The organism is Nostoc sp. MG11 (assembly GCF_014904695.1).
Classification (GTDB): Bacteria; Cyanobacteriota; Cyanobacteriia; order Cyanobacteriales; family Nostocaceae; genus Komarekiella.
Window position 1 is genome coordinate 98,624 of the sequence record NZ_JACXXN010000013.1, and the last position, 24,902, is coordinate 123,525.

The window sequence follows — 24,902 nt, forward strand, 5'->3', positions numbered from 1 at the left end:
CTTTTTTTATTTTTCAAGATTTTTACTGTCTAAGCCATGCTTTTATACTGACAGTTACCTTTGCTGCTGTGTCTGTACTCAGAACTGAGGTACATGGGCTTGCTTGTTAGACCGCATTACGAATTTGCTGCTGGACAGGGATTTGAATGATAAACTCCGTTCCCTCGCCAGGTACGGAGAAACAATCTAACTTACCGCCATGTTTCTCAGTGACAATCTGATAGCTAATCGGCATTCCCATACCCGTTCCCTTACCGACTGATTTTGTGGTGAAGAATGGATCAAATATGCGTTTGTGAACAGATTCAGTCATTCCCATTCCATTATCAGAAATTGCAATTTTTATCCACTTTGAATCAATCATAGAAGTGCGGATAATAATCTGGCTGGGATTTTCCTTAATCTCCTCATAGGTTCGTTTGGCGTTGGCTTCTTCTAGCGCATCAATGGCATTTGCCAGAATGTTCATAAACGCCTGATTGATTTGACCAGGATAGCATTCCACTGGCGGGATACTGCGATAGTCACGAATTACTTGAATCGCTGGATGCTCTGGTTTATCTTTCAAACGATGCTGTAAAATCAACAACGTGCTATCAATGCCCTCATGAATATCAACGGCTTTAAAGTCAGCTTCATCCATTCGTGAGAAATTGCGGAGTGACAAGACAATCTGGCGAATGCGATCAGTACCCATTTTCATGGAATTCAGCATTTTGGGTAGATCAACTTGGACAAACTCCATATCAAGTTCTTCCGCTTCAGCTTGGATTTCGGGTGCTGGGTTGGGATAGTACTTCTGATAAAGTTGCACAAAAGCTAATAAATTGTGGGCATATTCTTGCACATGGCTCAAGTTGCCGTGGATGAAGTTGACCGGATTGTTGATTTCGTGTGCCACCCCTGCCACCATTTGCCCCAAAGCAGACATCTTTTCACTTTGCACCATTTGAACCTGAGTGCGTTGCAGTTCTTCTAAGAGTTGTTGCAACTGCGTATTTTTGTCGTTGAGTTCTTGGGTTCTTCCCTCAACTTGAGACTCAAGTGTTTGGCTGTAAGTTTGTAGTTGTTCGTTGGCTGTTTTCTGTTGCTGTAAGAGTTGTTGAACAGCGCGAATTAATTGGTTAAAGGCATTGGCAAGCGTTCCAATCTCATCATTTTGCTCAACAGTCGCTTGTAAATCAAAGTTAGACTCTTCAGTGGAACGTCGGGCAATGCTGGTCAGAGTTTCAATCGGTTGAGCGATCGCTCGGTTGGTCAAAATTGCTAAAATAATGGCGATCACAATAGACAATCCGATACTCGTAACCACCACTTTCTCAGCAACTTCACTAGCCTGTTCATTTGACTTTACTGCTGCCTCCAGTTCTTGGTAAGCTTGATCAATTAAACCCACCAGATCATCCGATATGCCATCGAATTCAAGCGCCAAATCACTATTGGTAAATTCCAACATTAGTGCTTGGGCTAGCTTAACATTAGTAGGTGACGCCAGATTCAGCTGACGGATTTGTTCAACTCGGTATTCTAATTCTTGTGAGTAAAGTTGTGGCACACGGTCATAGGTTTGCAAGAAAGCTGGAATCCTTGCCTGGTGTACATGATCTGGTGGGATCTGAGACTTTGCCACAAACGCCTTAAGTTCAGCCCAAATTGTTTGAATTTCAGTTTTATGCTTTAGCAAGTGAGCATATTCATCCTGAAATTTTTCTCGGTATTGCGCTAGAGGGATAAGTTGCTGTTGATGTGTTCGAGTCTGGAGAATACGAGATTGCAAGCGATGCAGAAGTTCCACTTCGTTGCGTGCGTGTTCTTCTTGTTCTTCAGCCTGTTGTTGATAATGATGCCCAACTCTAAAACCAGCAATTGTTCCAGACACAGCAATGCCTAGAGCAAGGGCGTATCCCAAACCGATCTTTTGACCAACCTTAAGGCTCGATAACCGTTGTCCTAAACTCTGCCATATCATACAACCTTTCCACTCTACATAGGAGTATATATAAATCTAGGATTCCCAGCTTTCTTAGCGTTCTAACTATACCTTGCGCTTTGCAGCAACGCCCCCTACAGTATTTTGATCAAATGCTTGTACCAGTCTCCCTACCCTGTTCCCTTGACTTCGGAATTCATAGGTAATTAACCTCTTTCAAAATCATCGACCAATTATCGTTGACTGTAGAGACGTTGCATTGCAACGTCTCTACGAAATAATCGGTTTTTCTCGCCCCTATCTTGAATACTGAATCGGTGTTCTAGTGTCTGTGATTCTGTTTTTGACGTAACTCTGGAAATGGTTAGAAAAACTGCTGCACCAACCAAACCGAGCAATAACGAGAAGATAATCATGTATTCGTCTACCTTCACGATAATCATAACTAGTCAGTGCATCACAGAAATATAGATAAAGTCAAATTTAGTTAGCAAAATGGCGTTTGACTTACTCAAAATGCTATTTGACTTTCTAATTTTGGTATTTTCCGCAAGTAAAATGACGTCTCACTTACTCAAAATGCTATTTGACTTTCTAATTTTGGTATTTTCCGCAAGCAAAACAAGCTTTTACTTTCTCAAAATGGTATTTGATTAACTCATTTTGGTGTTTTCCGCAAGCAAAACAAGCTTTTACTTTCTCAAACCGCAGTTTGCTTTCTCATTTAAGTAGTTTACGCATTTGATGATAATTCTCGCTGTGTAGCAAAAACCATTGCAGATTTGCCGGAATTCTCTCAGGCTGATCAATACGGAAGTTTTTTAAGGTAAAGAATATCAACCGTACTGAATTCCAAGGTGTATTTTATGGCTCGTCAAAAAAGAACCTCTAAGGTGTTAGAAAAAGCAGTGCGTCGTGCGGCTAGCATCAACTCAATTGATCCGAATTTAGATTTAGGCAATGGATTTACCCTACCTGCCTTCTCAAACCTGATACAGAAGATGCGAACTAGAGAAAATGCATACAACACTGCCCTTTCCAGCTTGGATAAGCTATATCGTGAAATGCTGGCAACGGAGGATGAGTTAGCAGATATGATAGAGCACATGCTCATGGCAGTTGCAATTCGATATGGCAAAAGCAGTGTAGAGTATGGCATGGCGGGAGGAGTTCCTAAGAACCAACGTCGCAAGGGATTGCGAGGTGAGTCACCAACTTCCAGTTCTGAGCAACCTTCATTCATTGCCAGTGTGGATAGTAACACAAATGGAAAGAAGGCAAAAGCGACAAGTTAGGATGTACGCCATGAGGACTGGGGAGGAATTTTATTAATTCCCAATTCCTACTACCTAATTCCCAGTCCTTTTGACGTTACCGTAAATTTACCAAAAAAACTTTTAAATAAAATTCAAATACTAGTGAATATACGAGTTACATCCAGCTTTCGCCTCAATAGGATGTAACCAAACATAAATCACTCGTTAAAACTAGCGGTCTGCAATACTAATTGCTGAAATCTGCACTCCCAACATTTTCAAGCCAGGGTTAACTGCAATCATCCGTTACGACCAGAATTATTGACAAATAGGCTTAAGACCTTACCAATACTATGCTGTAATGACTGACAAGAGTAGTCAAAAACTCATCTCAGAATTTATGTAGTTACGTAATATTACTACCACCTCGAAGGAAGTTCAAAATGTTAGATCTGTTTGCTCTACACCCAACACAGTGGCTTGGACGGATAGCATCTACACGGCTAGTAAGTTTGATCGCCCTGCTTACTACTGTGATATCCTCCGAAGTTCTTCCCACAGCTGCGCTTGGCAGCCCACCAGCTGCGTCTGTTGAAACCAAGCTTCAAGTGCCTAGTACAATGACCTCTACGCCCTTCAATACTAGCCGTTACTTGAAAGTACCGCCCAACTTCGCCATCTCCGTCTATGCGCGAATTCCCAAAGCCCGGTTTATGGCAGTTGCTCCCAATGGGGATCTTCTAGTCTCGCAGCCCAGTACAGGTAAAGTACTAATTGTGCAGCCAAATGGCAGCAATGACCCAATTATTTCTGACTTCGTAACGGGTCTACGCAAACCGCACGACATTGTGTTTCACAAGATTGACAATACGACATACGTTTATATTTCTGAGACTCATCAAATTAACCGCTTCATCTACAAATCTGGAGATATAACCGCAAACAATCGCCAAGTCGTCATAGCTGGCTTACCAGACAGCAGCACACCGGAACTCAAAGGCTCTTACGGTCACGAACTGAAAAATATCGCACTCGATGCCAACCATAAACTATACGTTTCGATCGCCTCTACATGTAATGCCTGTTTGGAAGATACTGTGAGTAACCCACGGCGGGGCGCAATTTACCAATACAATGCTGATGGAACCAATCCGCGACTTTTTGCCCAAGGCCTACGCAATGCAGAAGGGCTGGCATTTTTGCCTGACACAAATGACCTCTGGGTAGTTGTTAATAATCGAGACAGAATTGCCTACCCCTTCAACGATAGCAGTGGCAATTACGGTAAGGTTATCCAGTCATATGTAGACGACCACCCACCAGAAGAGTTCACAAAAGTTCGGGATGGTGGCAACTATGGTTGGCCATTCTGCAACCCCAATCCTGACAAGCCCAATGGCTTCAATGATATGCCATTCGACCGCGACTTTCAGTTTAATGCTGATGGACGTGTTAATTGCAACGCAATGGACAGGATTACCAAGGGTATCCAAGCACATTCAGCTCCGTTGGGATTAACTTTTTTACAAGATACAAATTTTCCCAGCTTGTACTCTACTGGGGCAGTGGTGGGGCTACACGGTTCATGGAATCGGCAGAAAAAAACAGGCTATAAAATAGCTTATTTTCCTTGGGACAATACGACAAATATCCCAGGAGATCAGATAGATTTAGTTAGCGGCTGGCTAATTACAGCAACCCAAGAAGTTTGGGGACGACCCGTGGATATGGTAGTAGATAAGCAGGGCAATTTGTTAATCTCAGATGACTACAGCGGCACTATCTACAAGCTTTCTTACACACCTTCTGTTGAACAGGTTCAGGTCTACAAACACATCAACTTTGCTGGAGTTTCCCAATCTTTTCCTGCAAGTCCAGGAATATACAAAGCCAGCCAAGGTAACTTAAGTATCGTTGGTAATGACAGTATTAGCTCATTACGCGTGCCACCAGATACAGTGGTACGTGTATGCGAACATAACAATGGTGGTCGATGCCGTGAGTATGGTTCTGGTGATCATAAATATGTTGGAAAAGACTTTAATGACATAATCTCGTATATAGAAGTAAAGTAGCTGGCAGCTTGTCGTATTCTCAGAGTATGGCGATCGCTCTTACTGTTGACGATTAAGTTATGCCGTGTTTTTATCGATACGACTGCGATCGCAAGGAATGCTTTTACAACTCGCTTCTTTTAAGCATCAACCGCAAAGCACCAGAATTACTAGTTTTTTATCTTAAAGTGTGATCACCCGACTGGTTGAATTGTTGTTCACTCAGTAGGGCGACCCAAATGCCTGAGGTTACATTTTGTAAAAAAAGAGATTCTAGTACTAGAGAACATTGATTTTACTTAACTCTAGTAAAAAGAATCCTATGAAACTGACAAAATTAGCTGCCTCTGTACTTGCTGTTGCTTCTGTTGTCCTCTCTGCGGGAGTTGCTTCAGCTCAACCAGTTCAACCAATCGGCACAAACGGCAACTACATCGGTGCTGGTATTGCTGCAGGTGCAACTAGTGGTGGACAGGGAAATGATGAAGCGCAACTTGGTGGCAATGTTCAAGGACGGTACGCCATTTCACAAACACCTCTTTCACTGCGGGGTTCGCTGTTGTATGGTGGTAATGCTGCTGCAATTATGCCCATAGTGACTTACGATGCACCTATAGCCCGAAACACTAACGTTTACTTCGGTGGTGGCTATTCTTTTGTAACTGACGAAGGTCAAAACACTCCGTTAGGCAATCAAAATGCGCCTGTAGTCACCCTTGGTGCTGAATCAGAAGTTGGCCCAAATATCATCGCGTATGGTGATGCTAAATGGGGCATTGACGCTTACAGAAACAGTGATGCTGATGCCGTGAGCTTCCAAGCAGGATTAGGCTACCGCTTCTAAGTTGATATTGCAACTGAGGAAGGTAGGAGTCAAGAGGCAGGGGAGCAGGGGGGCAAGGGGGCAGGGGAGAAAACTATACTCAGCACGGCTTAAACGCTCCGCTAGCGCTAACATTACTCATTACTCAGTTTGCCAGTGGTAAGGTGAACCAAAACTGTGCCCCAGCACCCGGTTGACTAATAACGCCAATTTGTCCTCCGTGAGCGGTGATAATTTGCCGACACAGGTATAAACCTAAACCAATACCTGTGGCTCGCGATCGACTACCTCTGATATAGCGATCAAATAATTGCTCGCAGAGATCACGATCTATGCCGACGCCATTGTCAGCTATTGTGCAGCAAACCATCTCATTTCCAACTACGGCATTTAAGGTGAGACTCAGCTCTGGTGGATTATGGTTGAGGGCATTAGCAATCAGATTTTCAAACACTCGCCTTAAGTGCAATGGATCGGCAGCTACTAAGGGCAAATTTACTGCAATTTGATTGGTAATTGTAGCTTGGTTTTTTACGAGCAGTGGTTCTAAGTCTTTGACAATTGCCTGGCTAAAGGTGTGCAGTGATAGTGGCACTTGCTGGATTGTTAATCCCTTGACATCGCTGGAGTGTGCTTCTAACAGTGACTCGATCAGTTGAAGCTGACGATCGCAACTTTGAATTACTCGCTCTAAAACTGCTAAAGAAATTGTCGCTGATTTACCGTTGCTAAGGCTATGAAGATTCTTCATCACTAGCAAGATGCCCATAATTGGGGTTCGCAAGTCGTGGGAAAAGGCTTGGAGGAATTCATCTTTGATGTTCTGCAATTCTTCGAGTTCAGTATATTTTTGCCGTAACTCTTGAGTGCGTTCCTCGACTTGCTGCTCTAAACTAGCATTGAGACGTTGTAATTCTTCGTAAAGTTTTGCTTGCTGGATGGCGATCGCAACTGGGGTTGATAGCTTCTCAAGTAAACCAATCTCATCAGTGTTCCACTCACGCGCTTGGGAACACTGATGAGCAACTAGCAAACCATATAACTCGTCAGCAACCACAATTGGTACACTCACAATGGCTCGGATCTGAAAGTCGATAAAATCTTGAGCGATCGCCGCTGGAACATCTATTTTATTTGTGTCGTTAATTACATCGATATTTTTATTTGCAAAGTAAGATTGAATCGCTTTGGCGTGGTTTTCACAGTTTGTCCACTCCCGCATTGAGCGAAAATTTCCAGCAACAGATTCAGCTATCACTCCACTATTAGAGCCACGGATATTAGCGTCGATAATAAATACTCTGTCTGCTTGGAGAAACTCCCGCACCTCTGCCACAGTGGTGTCGAGAATGGTTTGTAAATCTAGCGAAGTTCGGATTCTTTCTGCCATGCCTCTTAAAAGGCGATCGCGTTTAGCAATGGCTTTTAATTGTTCTAGCGCTTGATGGCGATTAGTAATATCGCGGGCAAATCCCTGTATCCCTACAAATTGACCATTTGTAATAATCGCGGACTCAGCAATTTCTAACACTATTAATCGACCATCTTGATGTCGAGCTTGAATGGCGTAAGTCTCTACACGTTTCCCTATCAAATCATCAGCTAATCGCTGGGATGATTCATGGAATACCAACTCGTAGATATTGCCCACTAACTCTTCTGGAGCGTAGCCTAGTACCGCATGTACTGAGGGAGAAATGTATTGAAATATATAGTCGTTGTCGTAAAAATAGAAAAAGACTTGTTCGCTACCTTCTACCATCAACCGGAATCGTTCTTCACTTTCGGCAAGTTGGACTTGGGCTTGTTGGCGCTCACTATATAGTACATCTGACATTTGGCGATAAGCCAGAATACTACCCAAAGTCACAGCTATTGTTGTCAACGCTGCTTCTTCATCCTGTGACCACTCTCTTTCGTGGTAGCAATCACTAAAGCCAATAAAACCCCAGATTTTACTCTCAACGGGAATCGGTACTAATAAAATTGATTTAACTTGCAAGGATTCCAGAAATTGTCGCTGTGGTGGGGATAGATTAGACGCGATCGCAATGAAAGAATATCCAGCAGTCAAATGTTGATACCATGCTTGCAAGTCAAATTTGCTTTGACTGAGGTTCTGTAGGAGTGGGTTATTTTGCTGCGGTGTAATACCCGATTGTACCCATTCAAATCGGCAACTCAAGGCAAGTTCCCCTGTTACGGGATGGGGATGATACTCACAAACGGACACCCGATGTGCTGCCGTAGCTTGTCCTAAAATAGCCAAGGCTTCATTGATAGCGGTGCTGCGTGAAGCGAAGCTATCCCGTAGGGAATCGCTATTTGTCAGCAAGGCTTTTGTTGCTTTTGCCACCCCTTGTAAAAGGTTAGGCAAAGATGCTACACGTGTAGTAGATTCTGCATTGTAATCGGAATCTAGCCTTGGTAATTCTGAAGCAGTTGATTGCAAATCTGTATTTGTGGTTTCCTTATCCATGCCCATATAACAGCTCAGAATATTCCACTACCAGCCTTGTCAAAAATATCAAACCACATGAAGATGCCTTGTTGTTAGCAAAAGTATAAAGTTTTGATAAGTTTATTTTGCTAGCAGGCGAAGGGTATAAAGGAAGGGATAAAAATTCAAACCTTTCTTCCCTGGAGCGAACCTTATGCTACCTCATTTTCAGCTTCAGGCTAGAATAACTAAAAATACGAGGACAAGAAAAGTTTGTAGTGAATACGCCCCACATCCCCAAATTACCTCTACCACCGCCACTTGTGGGGTCAGAAGTTGGTTCTTTTACTGAGTTTACAGTCACTCAACGGATGCCTGCGATCGCACGCCGGGTGATCGTTGAAAACAATTTCTCACCGGATATTAATAATAGCTTGGAAAGCCTGGCTAAAGAACTACCACTAGGATATTTACGACCTCTTATAAATGATACTGGCGCAGATTTTTCCGTTTGGAATAAACATTTAGAACTTTACAGGGGTCAACGTTGGGTAGATGTTCCCTGGTTCTTTGCAGAAACTTATTTTTATCGATTGATTTTAGAAATTACCAATTATTTTCGCCCTGGTACATGGCAAGGTGTAGATCCATTTGAATTGCAAAAATCTCAAGGTTTAGAAGCATCTCTTGACTCGATTATCCCTCTGTGTAGTCAAGTTAACAAATGGTTGGATGATTCACAACTAGATGAACAATCAAATCCAACAGCTTTAGTTGCACTACTACATTTTGCTTTGTGGGGAAATCGAGTTGACTTGAGTTTATGGTCAGCATTTGAGGGCGATCGCAGTCGTTTTGATATTCAAAGCCAACTAGCTCACATATTAGTAGACGATGCCTACCGAGTTAGTGAATTATTAATCAATTCTCCTAGGAGACGCATTGATTTTGTTGTAGACAATGCTGGCTTTGAACTTGTCTGTGACTTATGTTTAGTAGATTTCTTATTAAGTAGCGGCTTAGCTAATCAGGCTTATTTGCATTTAAAGCCTCATCCGACTTTTGTATCTGACGCCATGATTAAGGATGTACATTACACAATCAAGTTTCTAGCTGCTACTAGCTATCCAAAAGTGGTATCTTTTGCCCACAGGTTACAAGAAAATATTGCATCAGGGCGTTTAATATTATCTGACAATGATTTTTGGACATCACCTTTAGCATTTTGGGAAATACCTGATTCGCTAAAGAATGAGTTAGCCAATTCTAGTTTGATTATAGTCAAAGGAGATGCAAATTATCGGCGATTATTAGGCGATCGCCATTGGAACTTTACCACCAACTTTGCAGATATAGTCTGCTACTTTCCTGCGCCAGTGGTAGCCTTACGCACTCTCAAGTCGGAAGTAGTAGCAGATTTGAAATCTGAAATTGTCGAGAAAGTCGCAAAATCTGATTCTTTGTGGTTGACAAATGGACAGTGGGGTGTTGTGCAGTTAGTGGCTTAGATAATGTGAAATACCTTTTGAGAAAGCAATATGCCTTTTTACTTATTAAATATGAATTTTAGTTAAATATGCGATCGCCTTTACCGATGTCCCAAGGGTGATCGCCATTATTCCTAACCATCAAGCTGCAACACGGGTGCTTGATAAACTAAAGAGCATGAAGGTGAGCGATCGCATGATCATTGCTTTGACCAGTAATTTTATTATCAGGCGATCGGATGCCGATTCTTCAGCCACTAGCAAAACAACTTCTTATATGAAATTTAAAGTAACCTCACCTTACCTTGTTCTTAACCAAAAAATAGGAGTATCTGCTCTGTAAACAACAACTTTGATGTTTGAGAACAGCAAATGCTAAATTTCAAGCGTAAGCGATATCTCCTACTGAGCCTGCTGGTAGCAGCAGTAATAGTAGTAAGTGGTATCCAGGTAGTCAGCGCTGTGCTTGCTACTAGCCCAGTTGGCGAACTTCCTGAAGGTGGGGCATTACTACCCACAGGTCAGATAATTACACCCGCAGCAGCACCAGGCTCGACTTTTGCACCCTTAGCAACTGGTTTGCGTGCAGATAATAATGCTGATGCTGCCGAAGCCGTAACCACAACCCTCAGCCCCGATGGTAAAACTCTACTGGTGCTGACCAGTGGTTACAATCAAAATTTCAAAGATCAAAATACTGGCGCTGATCTCACTTATCCTGTGCTAGATCCGTTAACTGGCAAACCGAGTAGTGAGACAACCCGAAAAGCCGAATGGGTTTTTGTCTATGATGTCAGCAACGGCAAGTTAGTTAAACGGCAGCAACTCAACATTCCCAACACATACAATGGTTTAGCTTGGGCAAAAGATGGTAAGCGCTTCTATGTATCAGGCGGGATAGACGATCGCGTTTATATTTACGCCTTAAATGGTAACAAATATCTACCAGAAGCTCCCTTTATTCTATTAGGTCACAACTCTAATCAAAACGCACCTTTCCCTGATTATGATGGTGGTTTGCTGAAAGACACACCAGCTAAGAATGTCGCCACAGGAGCAGTTGTAGCGGGTCTTGCTGTTAGTAAAGACGGCAATACTTTAGTAGCTGCTAATTTTGAGAACGACTCAATCTCAATTGTTAATACTACTAACCGTCAAGTAATCAAAGAAATTAAATTCTTTGTTCCAGGCGGTAAAGAAGCGACAGGGGAATTTCCTTTTGATGTCGCCCTCAAGAATACCAACAGTGGTGCAGCTACTAAAGCCTTCATTAGTAGTCAGCGCGATAATGAAGTACTGGCTGTTGACATTACTTCTGGGGAAATTGCTCGTATCCCCGTAGGTAGCCAACCCAACAAGATACTGCTCTCACCCGACCAAAACCGACTGTATGTAGCTAATGGTAATAGTGACTCGATTTCAGTCATCGATACCAATAACAACAGCGTTGTTCAGACTATCTCTCTGTCTCGACCAAGTGACAGATACAAAGGAGCAAATCCTAACTCATTGGCTCTGAGTCCAGATGAACACATGCTTTACACTACCCTAGGTGGTGAGAACGCTGTTGCTGTTATAGACTTGCAACCTGGTAAAGTGACTGGACGTATTCCCACCGGCTGGTATCCCAATTCTGTCAGCGTTAGTCGAGATGGTCAAAAGCTTTACGTTGTCAATGCCAAGAGCAATTCTGGCCCTAACCCTTCAAATAACCGGACAACAGAGGCGGGATTAGCACGTAATACCACTTTTAGAAACGAGTACAACTGGGCTTTGGAAAAAGCTGGAATCTCAATAATTCCAGTTCCCAAGGGTGGAACGTTGGCTATGCTTTCAGAGCAGGTAGACAAAAACAACGGTTTCTTGAATCGTCGCCCTGACCGGACAATGAAGTTTTTGCAAGGCAAGATTAAGCACGTTATCTACGTGTTAAAAGAAAATCGCACTTATGATCAGGTACTCGGTGATTTACCTGTTGGTAATGGTGATCCTGCACTGACTTTATTTCCTCAACCCGTGTCACCTAACCATCACAAGTTAGCTCTCGACTTTGTAACTTTTGATAACTTCTACGATTCTGGTGAGTCAAGTGGTGTGGGCTGGAACTGGTCTACTTATGGACGCACTACTGATTATACCGAGAAAACTCAGTCGGTACTTTATGGTAACGCTGGGTTTAACGGTCTGACTTACGACTACGAAGGAACTAACCGTAACATCAACATTGTTCTTCCGCAAACTTCCTCTAATCCTTCCCAATTCAATACACGCGTCACAGGAGTTTTAGATCCCTCTAGTCAATCTGCTATTTTGCCTGGAAACATGGATGTGAATGCTCCCGCAGGCGATGGTGAATTAACATCAAATACAATTGGTGGCTATCTTTGGGATTCAGTATTGCGTGCTGGTAAGACTGTACGTAATTACGGTTTCTTCGTTGATGGCAATTACGGCACAGCTCAAGAAGATCCCACACAACCCGATCCCAGCAACCCGCTTTACATCCCCATCTCTGCAAATCCTGCGGCTGAGAATATTCCTCAAGCTGTAGCTGCTAAAGCTGTATTGTTGGATAAAACCGACATTTATTTCCGGGGATATGACCAAAAGGAACCAGACATCTATCTATATAATGAGTGGGCACGCGACATTGATAGCTATCTGGCAAGGAATGAACTACCTAACTTGTCGCTGGTACGTTTGCCTCATGACCACTTTGGTAACTTCAGCAATGCTGTAGCTGGTTTGAATACTGCCGATCTGCAAATGGCTGATAATGATTATGCAGTTGGCTTGTTAGTGGAAAAAATCTCTAAGTCTCCTTTATGGAAAGAGACTGCTATTGTCGTACTGGAAGATGACTGTCAAAATGGCCCTGACCATGTAGATAGTCATCGCTCAGTAGCCTATATCATTTCGCCTTATACGAAGCGAAATGTTGTTGTTAGCACTAACTACAATACTGTTAGCGTGATGCGGACAATGGAGGATCTATTAAACATTGGCTACCTGGGAATGAATGATGCTAATGCTAAACCAATGTCCGACGCCTTCACTAGAGAACCGGATTTTACTCCTTACACAGCTGTTTTGCCAGGTAACTTGTGTGCTGAACCTGTAGATCCCAAACTAGTACCAGCTTGTCAAGACAAGAATATCGAAAAGACCACAGTTGTTTCTTCTCTGCGTAATAAGCAGTGGTGGGCGCAAGCAACTAAGGACTTCTATTTTGAAGTTGAAGATAAGGTCGATCCTGAGAAATTTAACCGCGTACTTTGGGCTGGCATCAAAGGCGACACTGCACCTTATCCAGATGAGCGCAGCCATGTAAATCTCAGTCAAAATCGCGCACAACTGCTGGAAAAATGGCGTTTGAGTTCAGATTATCTCACTGCTCAAGCGAACTAATTTTGTAAATTAAACCACAGATGAACACAGATAAACATAGATAATTTATCTGTGTTCATCTGTGGTTACTTTTTCGCTTATTCGCTTTTTTGCAATAAGTATAATGAAAGTTGTAGTTAGTAATACAACTACATTACTCTCTGTCAATGCAGTGGTTAAGCTTCTAACTTTTTAACTGATTTTCTTTTTCGCTTCATGAGCCAGCCAATGCCGCCAGCCATGAGGCTACCACCTAGGGTGATCGGCTCAGGAACTATCTTATAAGAAACTTTACCTAAGCTTATTTGGTTGTTTGCAGTAATAGTGAAATCGTAACCATTAACTTCGTAGTCGATAGCAGAATTAGCTTTGTCGAGAAACTTATATTGCAATCCTACTGATTTCGTACCTGTCAAGAATGTGGTTGGAAATACGAGGGGATAAGTTGGATATTCAAGGTCGTCACGTTCAGTGTAAACGCCAGATTGACCGTCGAATTGGAAATTTAAAGACTTAATTGGCGCTACTGGAATATTATCATTACTGAAAGTTGCGTCATCAAAGCTAAAAGAACCATTTCCCTTAGTGATGGGACTATCTACAGTAAAATCGTAATAAACAATTGCGGCAGATGCCGATTTTTCACCAAAGTTAGTAAAAATTAAACCAAAACTAGCAGTTGCGATCGCTAATCGTGAAATCAATTTCATATTAATTTCCCTCAAGTTAAATTTCTGTAAACTCTCTTCAAGGCAAACTTAAGATCTTGAGTTTAAGCAGAATTTAATTAGAGGTAAAAATAACATCTATCGCAGAGGACAGAAAGAAGTTAAAGCGGAGGCTTCAGACGCTCTCTACGAGACATTACGCGTAGCTTGCTTCCATTCCTTACAATGGAATGGGGTTTTATTCACTTTCCTACAACAGGGAATCTCAAAGCCAAGACCACAAATGCAATTTGATACCCAACTGCTACCACGCATTAATGCCAAATCCCAGAGAGAAAATGGTAAACAATATTATGTAGATGCTCAGGGGAATCGCATCCCCAGCGTGACAACAATACTTAATGCCACCAAACCACAAGCAGACCGTGATAGATTATTAAACTGGAAAGCGCGTGTTGGTACAGAAGAAGCCACCCGCATATCTACAAACGCCAGTCGTCGGGGAACTCAAACACACAAACAAATTGAGCGTTACCTCCTCGGTCAAAATCCTGTCTGTCCTGAAGCAAGTCTTCTTTATTGGGAAAGTATCAAGCCAGTTTTACAAGAAATCGACACAGTTAGGCTTGTTGAAGGCTCGGTTTTTCATTATGATTTGAGCTATTCTGGCAAAGTTGATTGTATTGCCACCTATCAAGGCATTCCCTGTATTTGCGAGTGGAAAACAGCAGATAAACCCAAAGGCTCAATTGAACATTTATATGAACATCCACTGCAACTTACAGCATACATAGGCGCAGCTAACGAGTATTATCGAGATTATGGCATTGAGCTAAATCATGCTCTGTTGGTGGTGGCGATTCCAAAAATGCCAGCTGAAGTTTTTTGGTTTGAACCAACAGCAATCAAAGATTACTGGGAACAGTGGGAAAAAAGAGTTGCTGAGTATTGGGAACGCAAAAGTTGGGGTTAGTGAGTGAGATTATAGAGAGTCTGAAAACTTTAATTTTACTGCTTTGAGGCGATCTAGTTTTGCAATGGCAAAACAGTAATTAGCTGAGTTATTAGTCGTCTGCATAAAGGTCTTCTCTGTGGAAAGTCAGGCTTTCTGAGACTAATCCTACAGGATAGGCGGAAAATTTGAGAGGTGCTTTCTTTTCTTTCCTCTCTGCTTTATCTAATAAAGGCTTTTCATCAATTACTATCACAACTTGATGTTCTCCCTCTGGGATATCAAGTGATAATTGCGCTGTAACTTTGCCATCTTTTGTTACTGTGGCAATTGTTTCTATACTTTTCATGTGATTTCTCCTTGAAGTAGCTAGACATTAATAAATTAAGTTCGTAGTTGGCGCTTTAGCGCTAAAGCACTAACTACAAACTACAACATATTTTCTCACTTACACTCATTAACTTATCAATCCATCACAGCTAAAACAGATTTTGGTAATAACTTATCTTTAAACCAAACAATTCTCGCGGGGACATCATTTAATTTTACTCCCGCCTTTTCTAAATTCAGTCGCTCGGAAATTGCCAAAATTAAGTCTTCACGTCCAGCACGTCGCACCTGAGAAAACTTCTTTTGTAAATATTCTGGTCGCCAATAACCGACAATTTCTAATAAGAAGCTACGTCCATCACGATGTACTAAGCGAAAATCGGGAATCATCACACTACCGGGAATCGGAATTAAATCAACTTCTCGCTCTAACGCCCAGTCACTTTTTAACGCATCCCACTTATCAGCAAAGGATGCTTCTAGCATACTATCGTAAGGCTTGCCTGGTGGATAGTGGGATACTAAGCCACATTCAGAATTGAGCGTAAAGCGTCCAGTTTTCCACGCATTTGTATAGGCGTCGCGGGTTTTGAGAATGGAGGAAAGACTCCATTTAGTAACGTGGAGTAAAGCGGGAATCAGTTTAGCGATCGCTAAACCATATCGTGTACTAGGATTAAACAAACTCGTCGGCCCATCAATGCTAATTGTAAACCCATGATCAGCATCGCCCTCAATATAAGCCATCAATTGAAACAACTTCAAATAGCGAAATAACAGCTTATATTCTCCTGGCACATTGCGATGAGCATTCAACACAAGTTGACTGGCTTTATAAAACACACCTTGCACCTGAGATAAGTTATATCGATTTAACAAATCTGGCGCTGTTGGTGCATCAAAAGCCGTCAAAATTTTATTCTCAGCTAAGTCAGCATACAATCCATTACGAACCTGTTCTAATAAAACTTCTCGCTCAAGTTCTTGAGTTAACTCATCAGCAATTTTACTCAGAGTAACTTGTGTTGATTCCCGACTAGAAACTGATTTTGCCGATAGCGAAAATACCCGTTCTCTTAACATTTGTGGTTCCAGCGGACTAACCACCTCAAACGTGCAAAAACTACTTTTGAGAATATAAGCTAATCCCCGCTTCACACGATAATCAGTCGTATCTCCTTCAAAATCAGCCAGTTGACGCTCAAGCACACCTTGAGTCTTCCCCACCGCTGCTTGAAAATAATTAATTAAATCAATCGCCAACTCCGAAGTTTTCTGATCAATCTTCAGCCTCTTCGGGATGATCTCCTCCCCATTTTGGCGATGCATCAGTAAGTCTGTCGGTAACATTTCCCTTTTCGCTCGAATAATTAATTTCTAACTGTTCCGCAGCCTTAAAACTCCTTTCCTTCCCACTCCCATACACAACATGTAACTTTCCTTTCCTCTCCTTTTCTCCCCCTGCTTCCCCTGCTCCCCCTACTCCCCCTCTCTTCTCCCCTCGCCGCCGCGCCGAAGTCCCCTCCTCACTCGTATCCTCCGCCACCACCTCATACAAAATCGCCTGCTTATTCTCGATATTCCCCTTCCGCAAAACCCTCCCCAAACGCTGAATATACTCCCTAGCCGAACCAGTTCCCGATAAAATAATTGCCACAGAAGCCGCCGGCACATCAACCCCCTCATTCAACACATGAGAAGCAACCAAAGTGTTATATTCGCCCTCCCGAAACTTAGTTAATATTTCATGTCGTTCTTTTACAGGTGTTTGATGAGTAATTGCCGGAATCAGCAACTCCTGAGAAATGCGATAAACTGTAGCATTATCAGCAGTGAAAATTAAAACTCGTGCAGGGTAATGTTGTGCAAGTAAATCGATAAGAATTCGTAACTTTCCATCAGTACCCAAAGCGATATCTTTAGCTTCTCGATGCGCTAACATAGCTCTACGTCCAGGTTGCGATCGCGCACTCATTTGCACGAACATTTGCCAGCCTTGTAGACTTCCTAAAGAAATTCGGGATTGCTTTAAAAAGTCGTTGCGGGTTTGAATTAACTGGTTGTATCTTTCCCGCTCAACTTGTGATAACTTCACCTTAATTTGAACAATTTCATGCTCTGCTAACGCCTTCCCCGCTAAATCTTCAGGGCGTTTGCGATATACTTCTTGGCCAATGAGAATATTTAAGTCAGCATGTTTGCCATCGGTGCGTTCTGGTGTAGCAGAGAGTCCTAAACGATAGGGTGCGATCGCATACTCAGCGATCACACGATTAAAATCTGTCGGTAAATGGTGACACTCATCAAACACAACCAAAGCATATTTATTCCCCAGCGCCTCAGCGTGAATTGCTGCACTGTCATAAGTTGCCACTAGGATGGGTGTCCTATCCCGCGAACCACCCCCCAGCAATCCCACCTCAGCATCGGGAAATGCCGCCACGAGATGGGCATACCACTGATGCATTAAATCCAACGTTGGTACAACAATCAGCGTTGAGCGCGGTGTCGCTTGCATTGCCATTTGCGCCAGATAAGTCTTTCCCGCTGCGGTGGGAAGCACTACCACCCCCTGCCTTCCCGCCAGCTTCCAAGCTGCTAACGCCTCACTCTGGTGCGGATAAGGTTCCATTTCCAGAGTGGGAACCAAATCTATGGGATGAAATTCTTTGGCTTCGTCAAGAAAGTTCGTTTCTTCTGCTTGTAGTGCTTCCACTAAAGAGCGGTATCTAATCGCCGGAATGCGGAATTTTTCAACCCTATCATCCCATGTTGCATAGTCCATCCAAGCTTTGCCGCGTGGTGGTGGATGCAAAACTAATGTACCGCGATCAAAAGTTAATGTGGGGGTGCGAGCCATTTTGTAGGGGCTGGGGATTGGGGCATGGGGAATTGGGGAATTGGGGTAAGGGAAAGGGGGTAAGGGAAAAACTGTCCCTTTGCCGTTTAACCTTTAACTTTTCCTCTCTTTTCCCTAATCCCTTGATTACTAATAACGCAAAAAGTGCATGATTCATCTGAGTAACTCAGACAAAATACAATTAAATGCGTTCATTAAGTCTCCTTTTTTGTTTTCTAGCTAAATGAAATTGATACTTTGCTTCTAAGTTCGTCCAGAACTCAGGAGAAGTACCTAAGACTTGCGACAGTTCCATAGCTGTTTTAGGAGTTATCTGCTTGCTTTCCCGGATAATTGCGTTGATGGTTTGGATTGGACGACCGATAATTTCTGCAAGATCCTTTTGTGTCCAGCCACGGGCTTCTAGTTCTCGACTTAAAATTTTTCCTGGCGCTGGAACTCTTGCTGCTGTTAGTTTATGGCTCATAACTGCTGTCTTTCCCTGCTGCCTAAGTTAGTGATGGTCTTCGATATGAATAATTTTGAGGTAATATCGCTGTTTATCCTCTTCTAATACAATAATCAGATGCAACTGGTCATTTAAACATAGGAACCAGGTCTAGAATTAGAATTGATGTGACGTTTTCTAGTGGCTCAAGTGTCAGAATTGCCATTGCGCGATCGCTATCTCGCTTTAATCGATGAAATTGTTGAAACCACTCTCAAGGGCAAGATTAGCTCTGTGGATATGGTGTATCAAATGCTGCTTAAAGGTATAACTTCCGGTACGGGTGAAGTGTTTGAGCTAGCTTTGAGCGATCGCTTAAATGCCATCCAAAGCCAAGTAGACAGCGAAAAAGATGAACTCAAAAAAGCCAAAGCTACACGGAGTTTAAGAGCAATTAAAACCATCCAAAGTCAATGGCAACGTTGGCAAGAGCAAAACAAAACCACAGAAGCGATCGCCTCCGCAGTTAAAGAAATTACCACAGCCGATGCAGATGAGCGTCTAGCTATATTTTTACGTGTTACTGATCCCAATCAGAAAAATCCGCTAAATCTGGCACAATTACAGGAGTTATCAAAATCTTTACAGCAATTTGCCCAGGCTGATTCTGATTTACAACAATTCTCCGAAGGTATTACCCGTGGGTTGACTTCTTGGCAACGATTACAAGATAACTTGGTTAGCTGGATGTACGAGCAAAACCAGGGATCTCTAGGATTTGGTGGTGTACCTGGAGAACGCGGCCCTTGGGCAAGTTGGGATAAGCAAGTTAATAGTGAGTTACCCCAAAGACTATTTCGCACTTTGGCAATGGAAGAATCTATAATTCAATTTGCCGAACAGCAGCGCGGTGTCACCCTCAGAGATTGGGTGGAAATGGCAATAGTTTTACAGTACTTGCAACGGGGATTAGTTAACTGGTTTGACCAACAAGCCTACGATGTTAAGGCAGGGCCAAAGCTGTCCATTTCCACTTTCTTGACTTTTGCAGTGATTTGGAGTCAATTAGCGAGTGGTTTTCAGAGCATTGGGACAGTATACAGTGATGCCTGTTCTCAGATTATGTTCCAAATTCTACGAACCCTTGCCCAGCGTCCATATTTTCCTTTCTACGGTGGGATTTTTGCTTCTTTTTCTGGTACTTATTTGCGGGATGCCCTAGATTATTTAGATGAGCCACTGCAACAAGTCGAGGGAACCCAAGAAAAAGCCCGGATATTGACACTTTTAGGCTATTCGCAGCGTGCTTTAGGACAATACCAACGTGCGCTTGATTTTCATCAAGAAGCATTGGAGATCGCCAGGAGTGCAAGCGATCGCCCCTGTGAAATCGCTAACCTCAACCACCTCAGCCGCACCTACGTGCAAGAGCAAGATTACGCCGAGGCGATTAACTACAGTCAACGGGCATTGATTCTGAGTCGGCAAGCAGGCGATCGCACAGGCGAGGCCAACGCACTGGTAAATTTAGGTTACAGCGAAGTTATGCAGGCTCAAGAACTGGAAAACCTCGAACCAGAAACCTATGAAGCCGCAATTAACTATTTAGAACAAGGCTTAAAGTTATCAGAAAAATTAGGTGATATTCAAAGTAAAGCTTTATGTGTTAGCAGCCTAGGAATTGCCTATCTAGTAATTGGACAACATCAAACTGCAATTAAATATCTTGAAGATGGCTTTAAAACAGCCCAAGTTTCTGGTGATTTATATCTCCAAGGGCGCAACTTAGCTTGTTTAGCCGAAGCTTATTATCATTTGCAAAATGCTGAAAAAACCGTTTACACTGGCTGTTTAGGAATGTATCTATTAGAACAGATTGCTTCTCTTGAATGGCGTCAATCAGCAGGCTTACTAACAATTTTGCAGGGACAAATAGGGGCAGAAGATTTCTATAATTTATTACAGCAACATCGCCCCAAAATCATTTCCGTTATTGGTGTAGATGGGTATGATCACATTCCTAAATTACTACAAGAATATAAGCAAGATATTTAGATTAAGTTTTCGCTGTGTCTTGGTGGTTAACCAAATTTATTTTTGAACCACCAAGGCACAAAGACACAAAGTAAATAGCGAGCTAATTCGTAGGATCAATCTAAAATTGAATGATCATGCCAGCCGATAATTTAGAGATTAATGAAACGACTGCGACACAATTTGCTCAATTGGTATTGGATTGTATCGAGCGGGAGTATCCCCACAGTAATATATGTTGGGCTGATAGTGACCAAGATATAAAACCACCGCGTGAATTGACTCCTGCTTTTTATGGCTGCTTAGATTGGCATTCAGCTGTACATGGTCACTGCTTGCTGGTACGTCTGATGCGTCACTTCCCAGAAGCCTCCTTTAGTACAGCGGCGAAGCAAAAACTTGAGCAGAGCCTCACACCTGAGAAGATTCAAGGAGAAATTGCCCATTTCCAGCGGTTGCCATTTTTTGAATTTCCTTATGGTGTAGCATGGCTTCTGCAACTGGCTGCGGAACTTCACGAGTGGAATCATCCTCAAGCCAAAGCATGGCGGGTTGTATTGGAACCGCTAGAGAAGTTGATTGCAGGTAACTTACAGCGCTGGCTTGACGCACTACAACTGCCAAATCGTACAGGGACGCATAATCAAACAGCTTTTGCACTTGGTTTAATCCTGGATTGGGCAAGGATTACCGAAAATGCTGATTTCACTGGGTTAGTAGAGAACAAAGCACGGCAATTCTATCTGAGCGATCGCAATTATTCCTTACAATTTGAGCCACTTGGCTACGATTTTTCCTCTCCTGGCCTTGCCCAAGCAGACTTGATGCGGCGAGTACTCCCAACAACAGCTTTTACTGATTGGCTCACTAATTTTCTACCACAAATACCGATTGAAAATACAGCGAATTGGTTAGAACCTGTCAAAGTGGATAATCCTCAAGACTATATGCAATCCCATTTCCACGGTCTTAATCTTAGCCGTGCTTGGATGCTTGAGGGCATTATTTCTAAATTACCCAATGATGACCAGCGGATAGAAACACTTCGTTCTGCTGCTGTTCAGCATCGTCAAAGTGGGCTAGCAAATGCTGTTAGTGAACATTATGCAGCTAGTCACTGGCTAGGAACTTTTGCTGTTTACCTGATAACGAATCGTGGGTTGCAAATTGCAAATTAAAAGCTAAAACTTGTTATTTGATTATGAACAAAGCTGAAACCCCACAGTTATCTAAACAAGATGTTATTGAACTACTTGAAGCGTGGTCATTTCTTAGTAATTTAACAGTTCAACCAACAAACAAAGGTACAGTCAACACAACCTTTTTTGTAGAAACGCAAGCAGGCAATTTTATTCTAAAGCTATACAACGACTCTATAACCACTGCACAAATTCAATATGAACACTCATTACTGACATATCTGCAATCATGTGATCTATCGTTCGCAGTTCCAACTCCTATACAAACTCAGTTGGGCGAAACATTGATTTCAGTTAATAAAAATAACTCATTACTACGAGTTGCTTTGCTTCCTTTCATTTTAGGTGAGCCTGGCGATCGCAAAAATATCGCTCATACCCATGCTGTCGGTGAGACACTTGGAGAACTGCATCACGCTTTGGCTGGATTCGATTCAGCAGGAGAAATGGCTCAATTACCTGCGTGGGGAGATATTTATCATATTCATCCTTTGGTGACAGATCCATTAGAAGTGCCAGAATTATTTGAATTACCTCCAACGCAGCAACAGTACATTACGAAAACACTAATAGAAATTCTTGAAGCTGCGCCCAACTTATATAGAACGCTTCCAGTTCAAACAACTCATGCAGATTTCCTTTGTCCTAACGTTTTACTGATAGATAATCGTGTAGTTGGGGTTTTAGACTTTGAGTTTGCTACTTCAGATTTGCGCTTAATGGATTATGTTGCAGCACTCGATCACTTCACTCGATTTTCTTGGAAAGATGCACCCGATTTGGAGTTTGTGGAAGCTTTCAGCAAAGGATATGCCAAGTATAATTCTCTAACATATTCAGAAGCAGAAGCGTTGACGTTAGTTTGGCGCTTGCAGCGAGCAAGTTGTATTGTTTACTGGACGGGTTGGCTTCGTGAGGGTAAAGTAACTCACCAAAGTGTGGTTGATGCGGTAACAAACACAAGTTTGTTGGAAGAGTGGTTGGAAGAAAATACAACTAAGCTGTTGAGTTATATTGCTCCAACTGCGTAGATACACAGAGGCGATATCTCTTGACTCGCCTCCACCGGAAACTTAAACTACAACTTCTTCGCGTTGACAATCAAAAACAACCATGAAAGAAGTATTTGGTTTCTCTTGGCGTAAGTGCTGCATATAACCATCTGCATCAGAACGACTGCGGAAGCGGGCGACAATCTCCCGTTGTGTGTCAGGAAGTAAACGAGCGATCGCCCAAGAGTTAAGACGCTCTTTATAAGCGATCGCTTGATTGTCTGACTTGGAAGCTTTGTTATCCGTATTTTCTGGCATGATTATGTTATCCGTATGAAGTTTAGTGAAGGGCGTTAATTAGTTTCTAGGTAGGAATGCACTAACGCTTTTTATTTAATGATGCTGCCACCTTGTTATTCGATTATTTATAAATTGTCAACACTTAGGGCTACATTTTAGACCAACTAAATTGCAACGCCTCCTCAGCTATTAACCTCAAAGCCTTACTTGGCAACTGGTGCAAGGAAAACTAAGAACAAACAATGACAAAGTTGAAGGTATGACAAGTATTCCGTCTGTGCGATTTAGATAAATAAACATAACTAAAGCTAGTAGCAGTGATCAAATGATAATTTTAGTCTCAAATAATACATTCATACTTTAAATTTCGATGGCTTACTGTAAAAGTAGTTCAGTTTTCGATGTACAAAATTTCCAAAGCAGCGAATCAAGAAACATCAAACTCTTAACTTTCCTATTATTAAGTAGCTAGGCGTAAATAAATTAAAGTTTGTAGTCAGGATTAAAGTCCTGATTATCCTTGTTTTGAGCGATGAATCGCTCACTACGAACTAAGATTTTTTTATATTTAATTATACCTACATACTTAGTGCAATCAGTGATGCCAGTTAGTAAGGTATTGTCACAAATTAAATAAGACCGTTGTATATTGACCTATTACTATAAATTAGATAAAATTTTTTCGTACAAATTAAACCTTTTATAATGAAAATACCATTTACAACTTCAACAATTAAAAAACTAGCAGAAGAAATAGGAGCAGTAATTGTAACTGACCCAGAATATAGCTTTGTTGGACACATTACGTTTAAAAATGGAAATAAAACATTTTTTCATACGGCTACGTTTGATATTAATTATTTTGGCTCAGCAGCAATAGCAAAAGATAAAGGTGTCTCAAACTTTTTTCTCAAAAAATTTGGATATCAGGTTACTGAAGGTCAAAGATTTTTTAGTTATAAAATTTGTGAAAGACTATCTAATGCTAAGAATATTGATGCTGGATTTGATTATGCGAAAGAATTGGGCTTTCCTGTAATTGTCAAGCCGATTAACCTCAGTCAAGGAATGTTTGTGACGAAGGTTTATAACAAACAAGAATACTATCAAGTAGCCAAGAAAATATTGAAAAACAACTCAGGATTAATCGTCGAGCGATTCTATAATGGCAATGACTATAGAATTGTGGTATTAGATGACGAAGTTCTTTCGGCATATCAAAGAATTCCCTTATTTATTAAAGGAGATGGTAAATCTAGTATTTTGGAACTGATGCGCCAAAAACAAGAAAATTTTCTCAAAAGTGGAAGAAAAAAAATTATAGATTTTGAAGATTACAGAATCAAATTAAAGTTGCAAAGACAAAAGCTAACTTTTGATAGTGTAATATCCGAAGATAGTATGGTTTACCTTTTAGACAATGCAAATTTATCAAGCGGAGGTGAGGCGGTAGATTTAACCGAAAATATCCATCCAGATTTTCATAAGTTAGCAGTAAATATTACAAAAGATATGGGTCTGAGATTAGCAGGTGTGGATATTATTACTAATGATATAACACTACCAATGTTGAATTATACAACTATCGAAGTAAATGCCTCTCCTGGCTTAACTCACTATGCCTCAACTGGTGAGATTCAAACCAAGAGAGTAGAAAGTTTATATCTCAAAGTTCTTAAAGCACTTGAGAACGGGCAAAACAACAAATTATTGTGATAAATAGCAACCACTATATAAACTATATATTTATAAACTTTCTCTAG

General features: G+C 41.8%; 19 protein-coding genes. 10 read left to right on the forward strand and 9 right to left on the reverse strand.

Annotated features, from left to right (window positions below):
• Positions 1–106: 106 nt before the first annotated feature.
• Both HCR01_RS19205 and HCR01_RS19210 read right to left on the reverse strand, forming a co-directional pair.
• Positions 107–1,969, reverse strand: a complete 1,863-nt coding sequence (locus HCR01_RS19205; RefSeq protein ID WP_193197708.1) for an ATP-binding protein — start codon at positions 1,967–1,969, stop codon at positions 107–109.
• Positions 1,970–2,163: 194 nt separating this feature from the next.
• Entirely contained in the window at positions 2,164–2,373 is a 210-nt protein-coding gene (locus HCR01_RS19210) for a hypothetical protein (protein ID WP_193197709.1), read from the reverse strand.
• A 423-nt stretch (positions 2,374–2,796) separates the two neighbouring features.
• Between HCR01_RS19210 and HCR01_RS19215 the strand changes: the two genes are divergently transcribed.
• From HCR01_RS19215 to HCR01_RS19225, 3 genes are all read left to right on the forward strand, one after another.
• Positions 2,797–3,225 (forward strand): hypothetical protein, encoded by a 429-nt coding sequence (locus tag HCR01_RS19215; protein ID WP_193197710.1) that lies wholly within the window; start codon positions 2,797–2,799, stop codon positions 3,223–3,225.
• 404 nt (positions 3,226–3,629) lie between these two features.
• Entirely contained in the window at positions 3,630–5,261 is a 1,632-nt protein-coding gene (locus tag HCR01_RS19220; protein WP_193197711.1) for a PQQ-dependent sugar dehydrogenase, read from the forward strand.
• Between the two features lie 301 nt (positions 5,262–5,562).
• Positions 5,563–6,084 carry an outer membrane beta-barrel protein gene (locus HCR01_RS19225; protein ID WP_193197712.1) on the forward strand — a complete coding sequence of 174 codons (522 nt, stop codon included), beginning with the start codon at positions 5,563–5,565 and terminating at the stop codon, positions 6,082–6,084.
• A 124-nt stretch (positions 6,085–6,208) separates the two neighbouring features.
• Here the strand turns inward: HCR01_RS19225 and HCR01_RS19230 are convergent, their stop codons facing one another.
• Positions 6,209–8,548 (reverse strand): GAF domain-containing protein, encoded by a 2,340-nt coding sequence (locus HCR01_RS19230; protein ID WP_193197713.1) that lies wholly within the window; start codon positions 8,546–8,548, stop codon positions 6,209–6,211.
• A 233-nt stretch (positions 8,549–8,781) separates the two neighbouring features.
• Here HCR01_RS19230 and HCR01_RS19235 point away from each other — a divergent pair, with 233 nt between their 5' ends.
• A complete protein-coding gene (locus HCR01_RS19235; RefSeq protein ID WP_320073138.1) occupies positions 8,782–10,011 on the forward strand; it encodes a damage-control phosphatase ARMT1 family protein in 1,230 nt (409 codons plus the stop codon).
• Positions 10,012–10,362: 351 nt separating this feature from the next.
• Complete coding sequence (locus HCR01_RS19240) at positions 10,363–13,398, forward strand: bifunctional YncE family protein/alkaline phosphatase family protein (RefSeq protein ID WP_193197714.1); 3,036 nt, start codon at positions 10,363–10,365, stop codon at positions 13,396–13,398.
• Positions 13,399–13,553: 155 nt separating this feature from the next.
• Here the strand turns inward: HCR01_RS19240 and HCR01_RS19245 are convergent, their stop codons facing one another.
• Entirely contained in the window at positions 13,554–14,087 is a 534-nt protein-coding gene (locus HCR01_RS19245; RefSeq protein WP_193197715.1) for a PEP-CTERM sorting domain-containing protein, read from the reverse strand.
• A 241-nt stretch (positions 14,088–14,328) separates the two neighbouring features.
• Between HCR01_RS19245 and HCR01_RS19250 the strand changes: the two genes are divergently transcribed.
• Positions 14,329–15,018, forward strand: coding sequence for a PD-(D/E)XK nuclease family protein (locus tag HCR01_RS19250; RefSeq protein WP_193197716.1), 690 nt, complete (start codon positions 14,329–14,331; stop codon positions 15,016–15,018).
• Positions 15,019–15,109: 91 nt separating this feature from the next.
• Here the strand turns inward: HCR01_RS19250 and HCR01_RS19255 are convergent, their stop codons facing one another.
• The 4 genes from HCR01_RS19255 to HCR01_RS19270 form a co-directional block, all read right to left on the reverse strand.
• Positions 15,110–15,346 carry a hypothetical protein gene (locus HCR01_RS19255; RefSeq protein ID WP_193197717.1) on the reverse strand — a complete coding sequence of 79 codons (237 nt, stop codon included), beginning with the start codon at positions 15,344–15,346 and terminating at the stop codon, positions 15,110–15,112.
• A gap of 116 nt (positions 15,347–15,462) precedes the next feature.
• On the reverse strand, positions 15,463–16,677 hold the full coding sequence (locus HCR01_RS19260; RefSeq protein ID WP_193197718.1) for a DUF790 family protein: 1,215 nt from the start codon (positions 16,675–16,677) through the stop codon (positions 15,463–15,465).
• The gene (locus HCR01_RS19265; protein WP_193197719.1) at positions 16,607–18,187 is read right to left on the reverse strand and encodes a DEAD/DEAH box helicase family protein; all 1,581 of its coding nucleotides are present in this window, start codon (positions 18,185–18,187) and stop codon (positions 16,607–16,609) included. The genes HCR01_RS19260 and HCR01_RS19265 overlap by 71 nt, the downstream gene beginning before the upstream one ends.
• Positions 18,188–18,368: 181 nt before the next feature.
• A complete protein-coding gene (locus tag HCR01_RS19270; protein WP_193197720.1) occupies positions 18,369–18,653 on the reverse strand; it encodes a HigA family addiction module antitoxin in 285 nt (94 codons plus the stop codon).
• A gap of 171 nt (positions 18,654–18,824) precedes the next feature.
• Between HCR01_RS19270 and HCR01_RS19275 the strand changes: the two genes are divergently transcribed.
• The 3 genes from HCR01_RS19275 (at position 18,825) to HCR01_RS19285 (ending at position 22,878) form a co-directional block, all read left to right on the forward strand.
• On the forward strand, positions 18,825–20,669 hold the full coding sequence (locus HCR01_RS19275) for a tetratricopeptide repeat protein (RefSeq protein WP_193197775.1): 1,845 nt from the start codon (positions 18,825–18,827) through the stop codon (positions 20,667–20,669).
• A 116-nt stretch (positions 20,670–20,785) separates the two neighbouring features.
• Positions 20,786–21,826 (forward strand): DUF2891 domain-containing protein, encoded by a 1,041-nt coding sequence (locus tag HCR01_RS19280; RefSeq protein ID WP_320073139.1) that lies wholly within the window; start codon positions 20,786–20,788, stop codon positions 21,824–21,826.
• Positions 21,827–21,849: 23 nt separating this feature from the next.
• Positions 21,850–22,878, forward strand: a complete 1,029-nt coding sequence (locus tag HCR01_RS19285; RefSeq protein ID WP_193197722.1) for a phosphotransferase — start codon at positions 21,850–21,852, stop codon at positions 22,876–22,878.
• 42 nt (positions 22,879–22,920) lie between these two features.
• Here HCR01_RS19285 and HCR01_RS19290 read toward each other — a convergent pair whose 3' ends face one another.
• Complete coding sequence (locus HCR01_RS19290) at positions 22,921–23,157, reverse strand: hypothetical protein (protein WP_191755631.1); 237 nt, start codon at positions 23,155–23,157, stop codon at positions 22,921–22,923.
• 687 nt (positions 23,158–23,844) lie between these two features.
• Between HCR01_RS19290 and HCR01_RS19295 the strand changes: the two genes are divergently transcribed.
• Entirely contained in the window at positions 23,845–24,855 is a 1,011-nt protein-coding gene (locus tag HCR01_RS19295; RefSeq protein ID WP_226889443.1) for a cyanophycin synthetase, read from the forward strand.
• Positions 24,856–24,902 lie beyond the last annotated feature (47 nt).

Bases quoted from the DNA above. Each gene is read 5' to 3' on its own strand.
- HCR01_RS19240 (WP_193197714.1), top strand. From the start codon at position 10,363: ATGCTAAATTTCAAGCGTAAGCGATATCTCCTACTGAGCCTGCTGGTA.
- HCR01_RS19290 (WP_191755631.1), bottom strand. From the start codon at position 23,157: ATGCCAGAAAATACGGATAACAAAGCTTCCAAGTCAGACAATCAAGCG.
- HCR01_RS19230 (WP_193197713.1), bottom strand. From the start codon at position 8,548: ATGGGCATGGATAAGGAAACCACAAATACAGATTTGCAATCAACTGCT.
- HCR01_RS19220 (WP_193197711.1), top strand. From the start codon at position 3,630: ATGTTAGATCTGTTTGCTCTACACCCAACACAGTGGCTTGGACGGATA.
- HCR01_RS19250 (WP_193197716.1), top strand. From the start codon at position 14,329: ATGCAATTTGATACCCAACTGCTACCACGCATTAATGCCAAATCCCAG.
- HCR01_RS19260 (WP_193197718.1), bottom strand. From the start codon at position 16,677: ATGTTACCGACAGACTTACTGATGCATCGCCAAAATGGGGAGGAGATC.
- HCR01_RS19255 (WP_193197717.1), bottom strand. From the start codon at position 15,346: ATGAAAAGTATAGAAACAATTGCCACAGTAACAAAAGATGGCAAAGTT.
- HCR01_RS19265 (WP_193197719.1), bottom strand. From the start codon at position 18,187: ATGGCTCGCACCCCCACATTAACTTTTGATCGCGGTACATTAGTTTTG.
- HCR01_RS19245 (WP_193197715.1), bottom strand. From the start codon at position 14,087: ATGAAATTGATTTCACGATTAGCGATCGCAACTGCTAGTTTTGGTTTA.
- HCR01_RS19280 (WP_320073139.1), top strand. From the start codon at position 20,786: ATGCCAGCCGATAATTTAGAGATTAATGAAACGACTGCGACACAATTT.
- HCR01_RS19285 (WP_193197722.1), top strand. From the start codon at position 21,850: ATGAACAAAGCTGAAACCCCACAGTTATCTAAACAAGATGTTATTGAA.
- HCR01_RS19210 (WP_193197709.1), bottom strand. From the start codon at position 2,373: ATGATTATCGTGAAGGTAGACGAATACATGATTATCTTCTCGTTATTG.
- HCR01_RS19215 (WP_193197710.1), top strand. From the start codon at position 2,797: ATGGCTCGTCAAAAAAGAACCTCTAAGGTGTTAGAAAAAGCAGTGCGT.
- HCR01_RS19225 (WP_193197712.1), top strand. From the start codon at position 5,563: ATGAAACTGACAAAATTAGCTGCCTCTGTACTTGCTGTTGCTTCTGTT.
- HCR01_RS19205 (WP_193197708.1), bottom strand. From the start codon at position 1,969: ATGATATGGCAGAGTTTAGGACAACGGTTATCGAGCCTTAAGGTTGGT.
- HCR01_RS19270 (WP_193197720.1), bottom strand. From the start codon at position 18,653: ATGAGCCATAAACTAACAGCAGCAAGAGTTCCAGCGCCAGGAAAAATT.
- HCR01_RS19295 (WP_226889443.1), top strand. From the start codon at position 23,845: ATGAAAATACCATTTACAACTTCAACAATTAAAAAACTAGCAGAAGAA.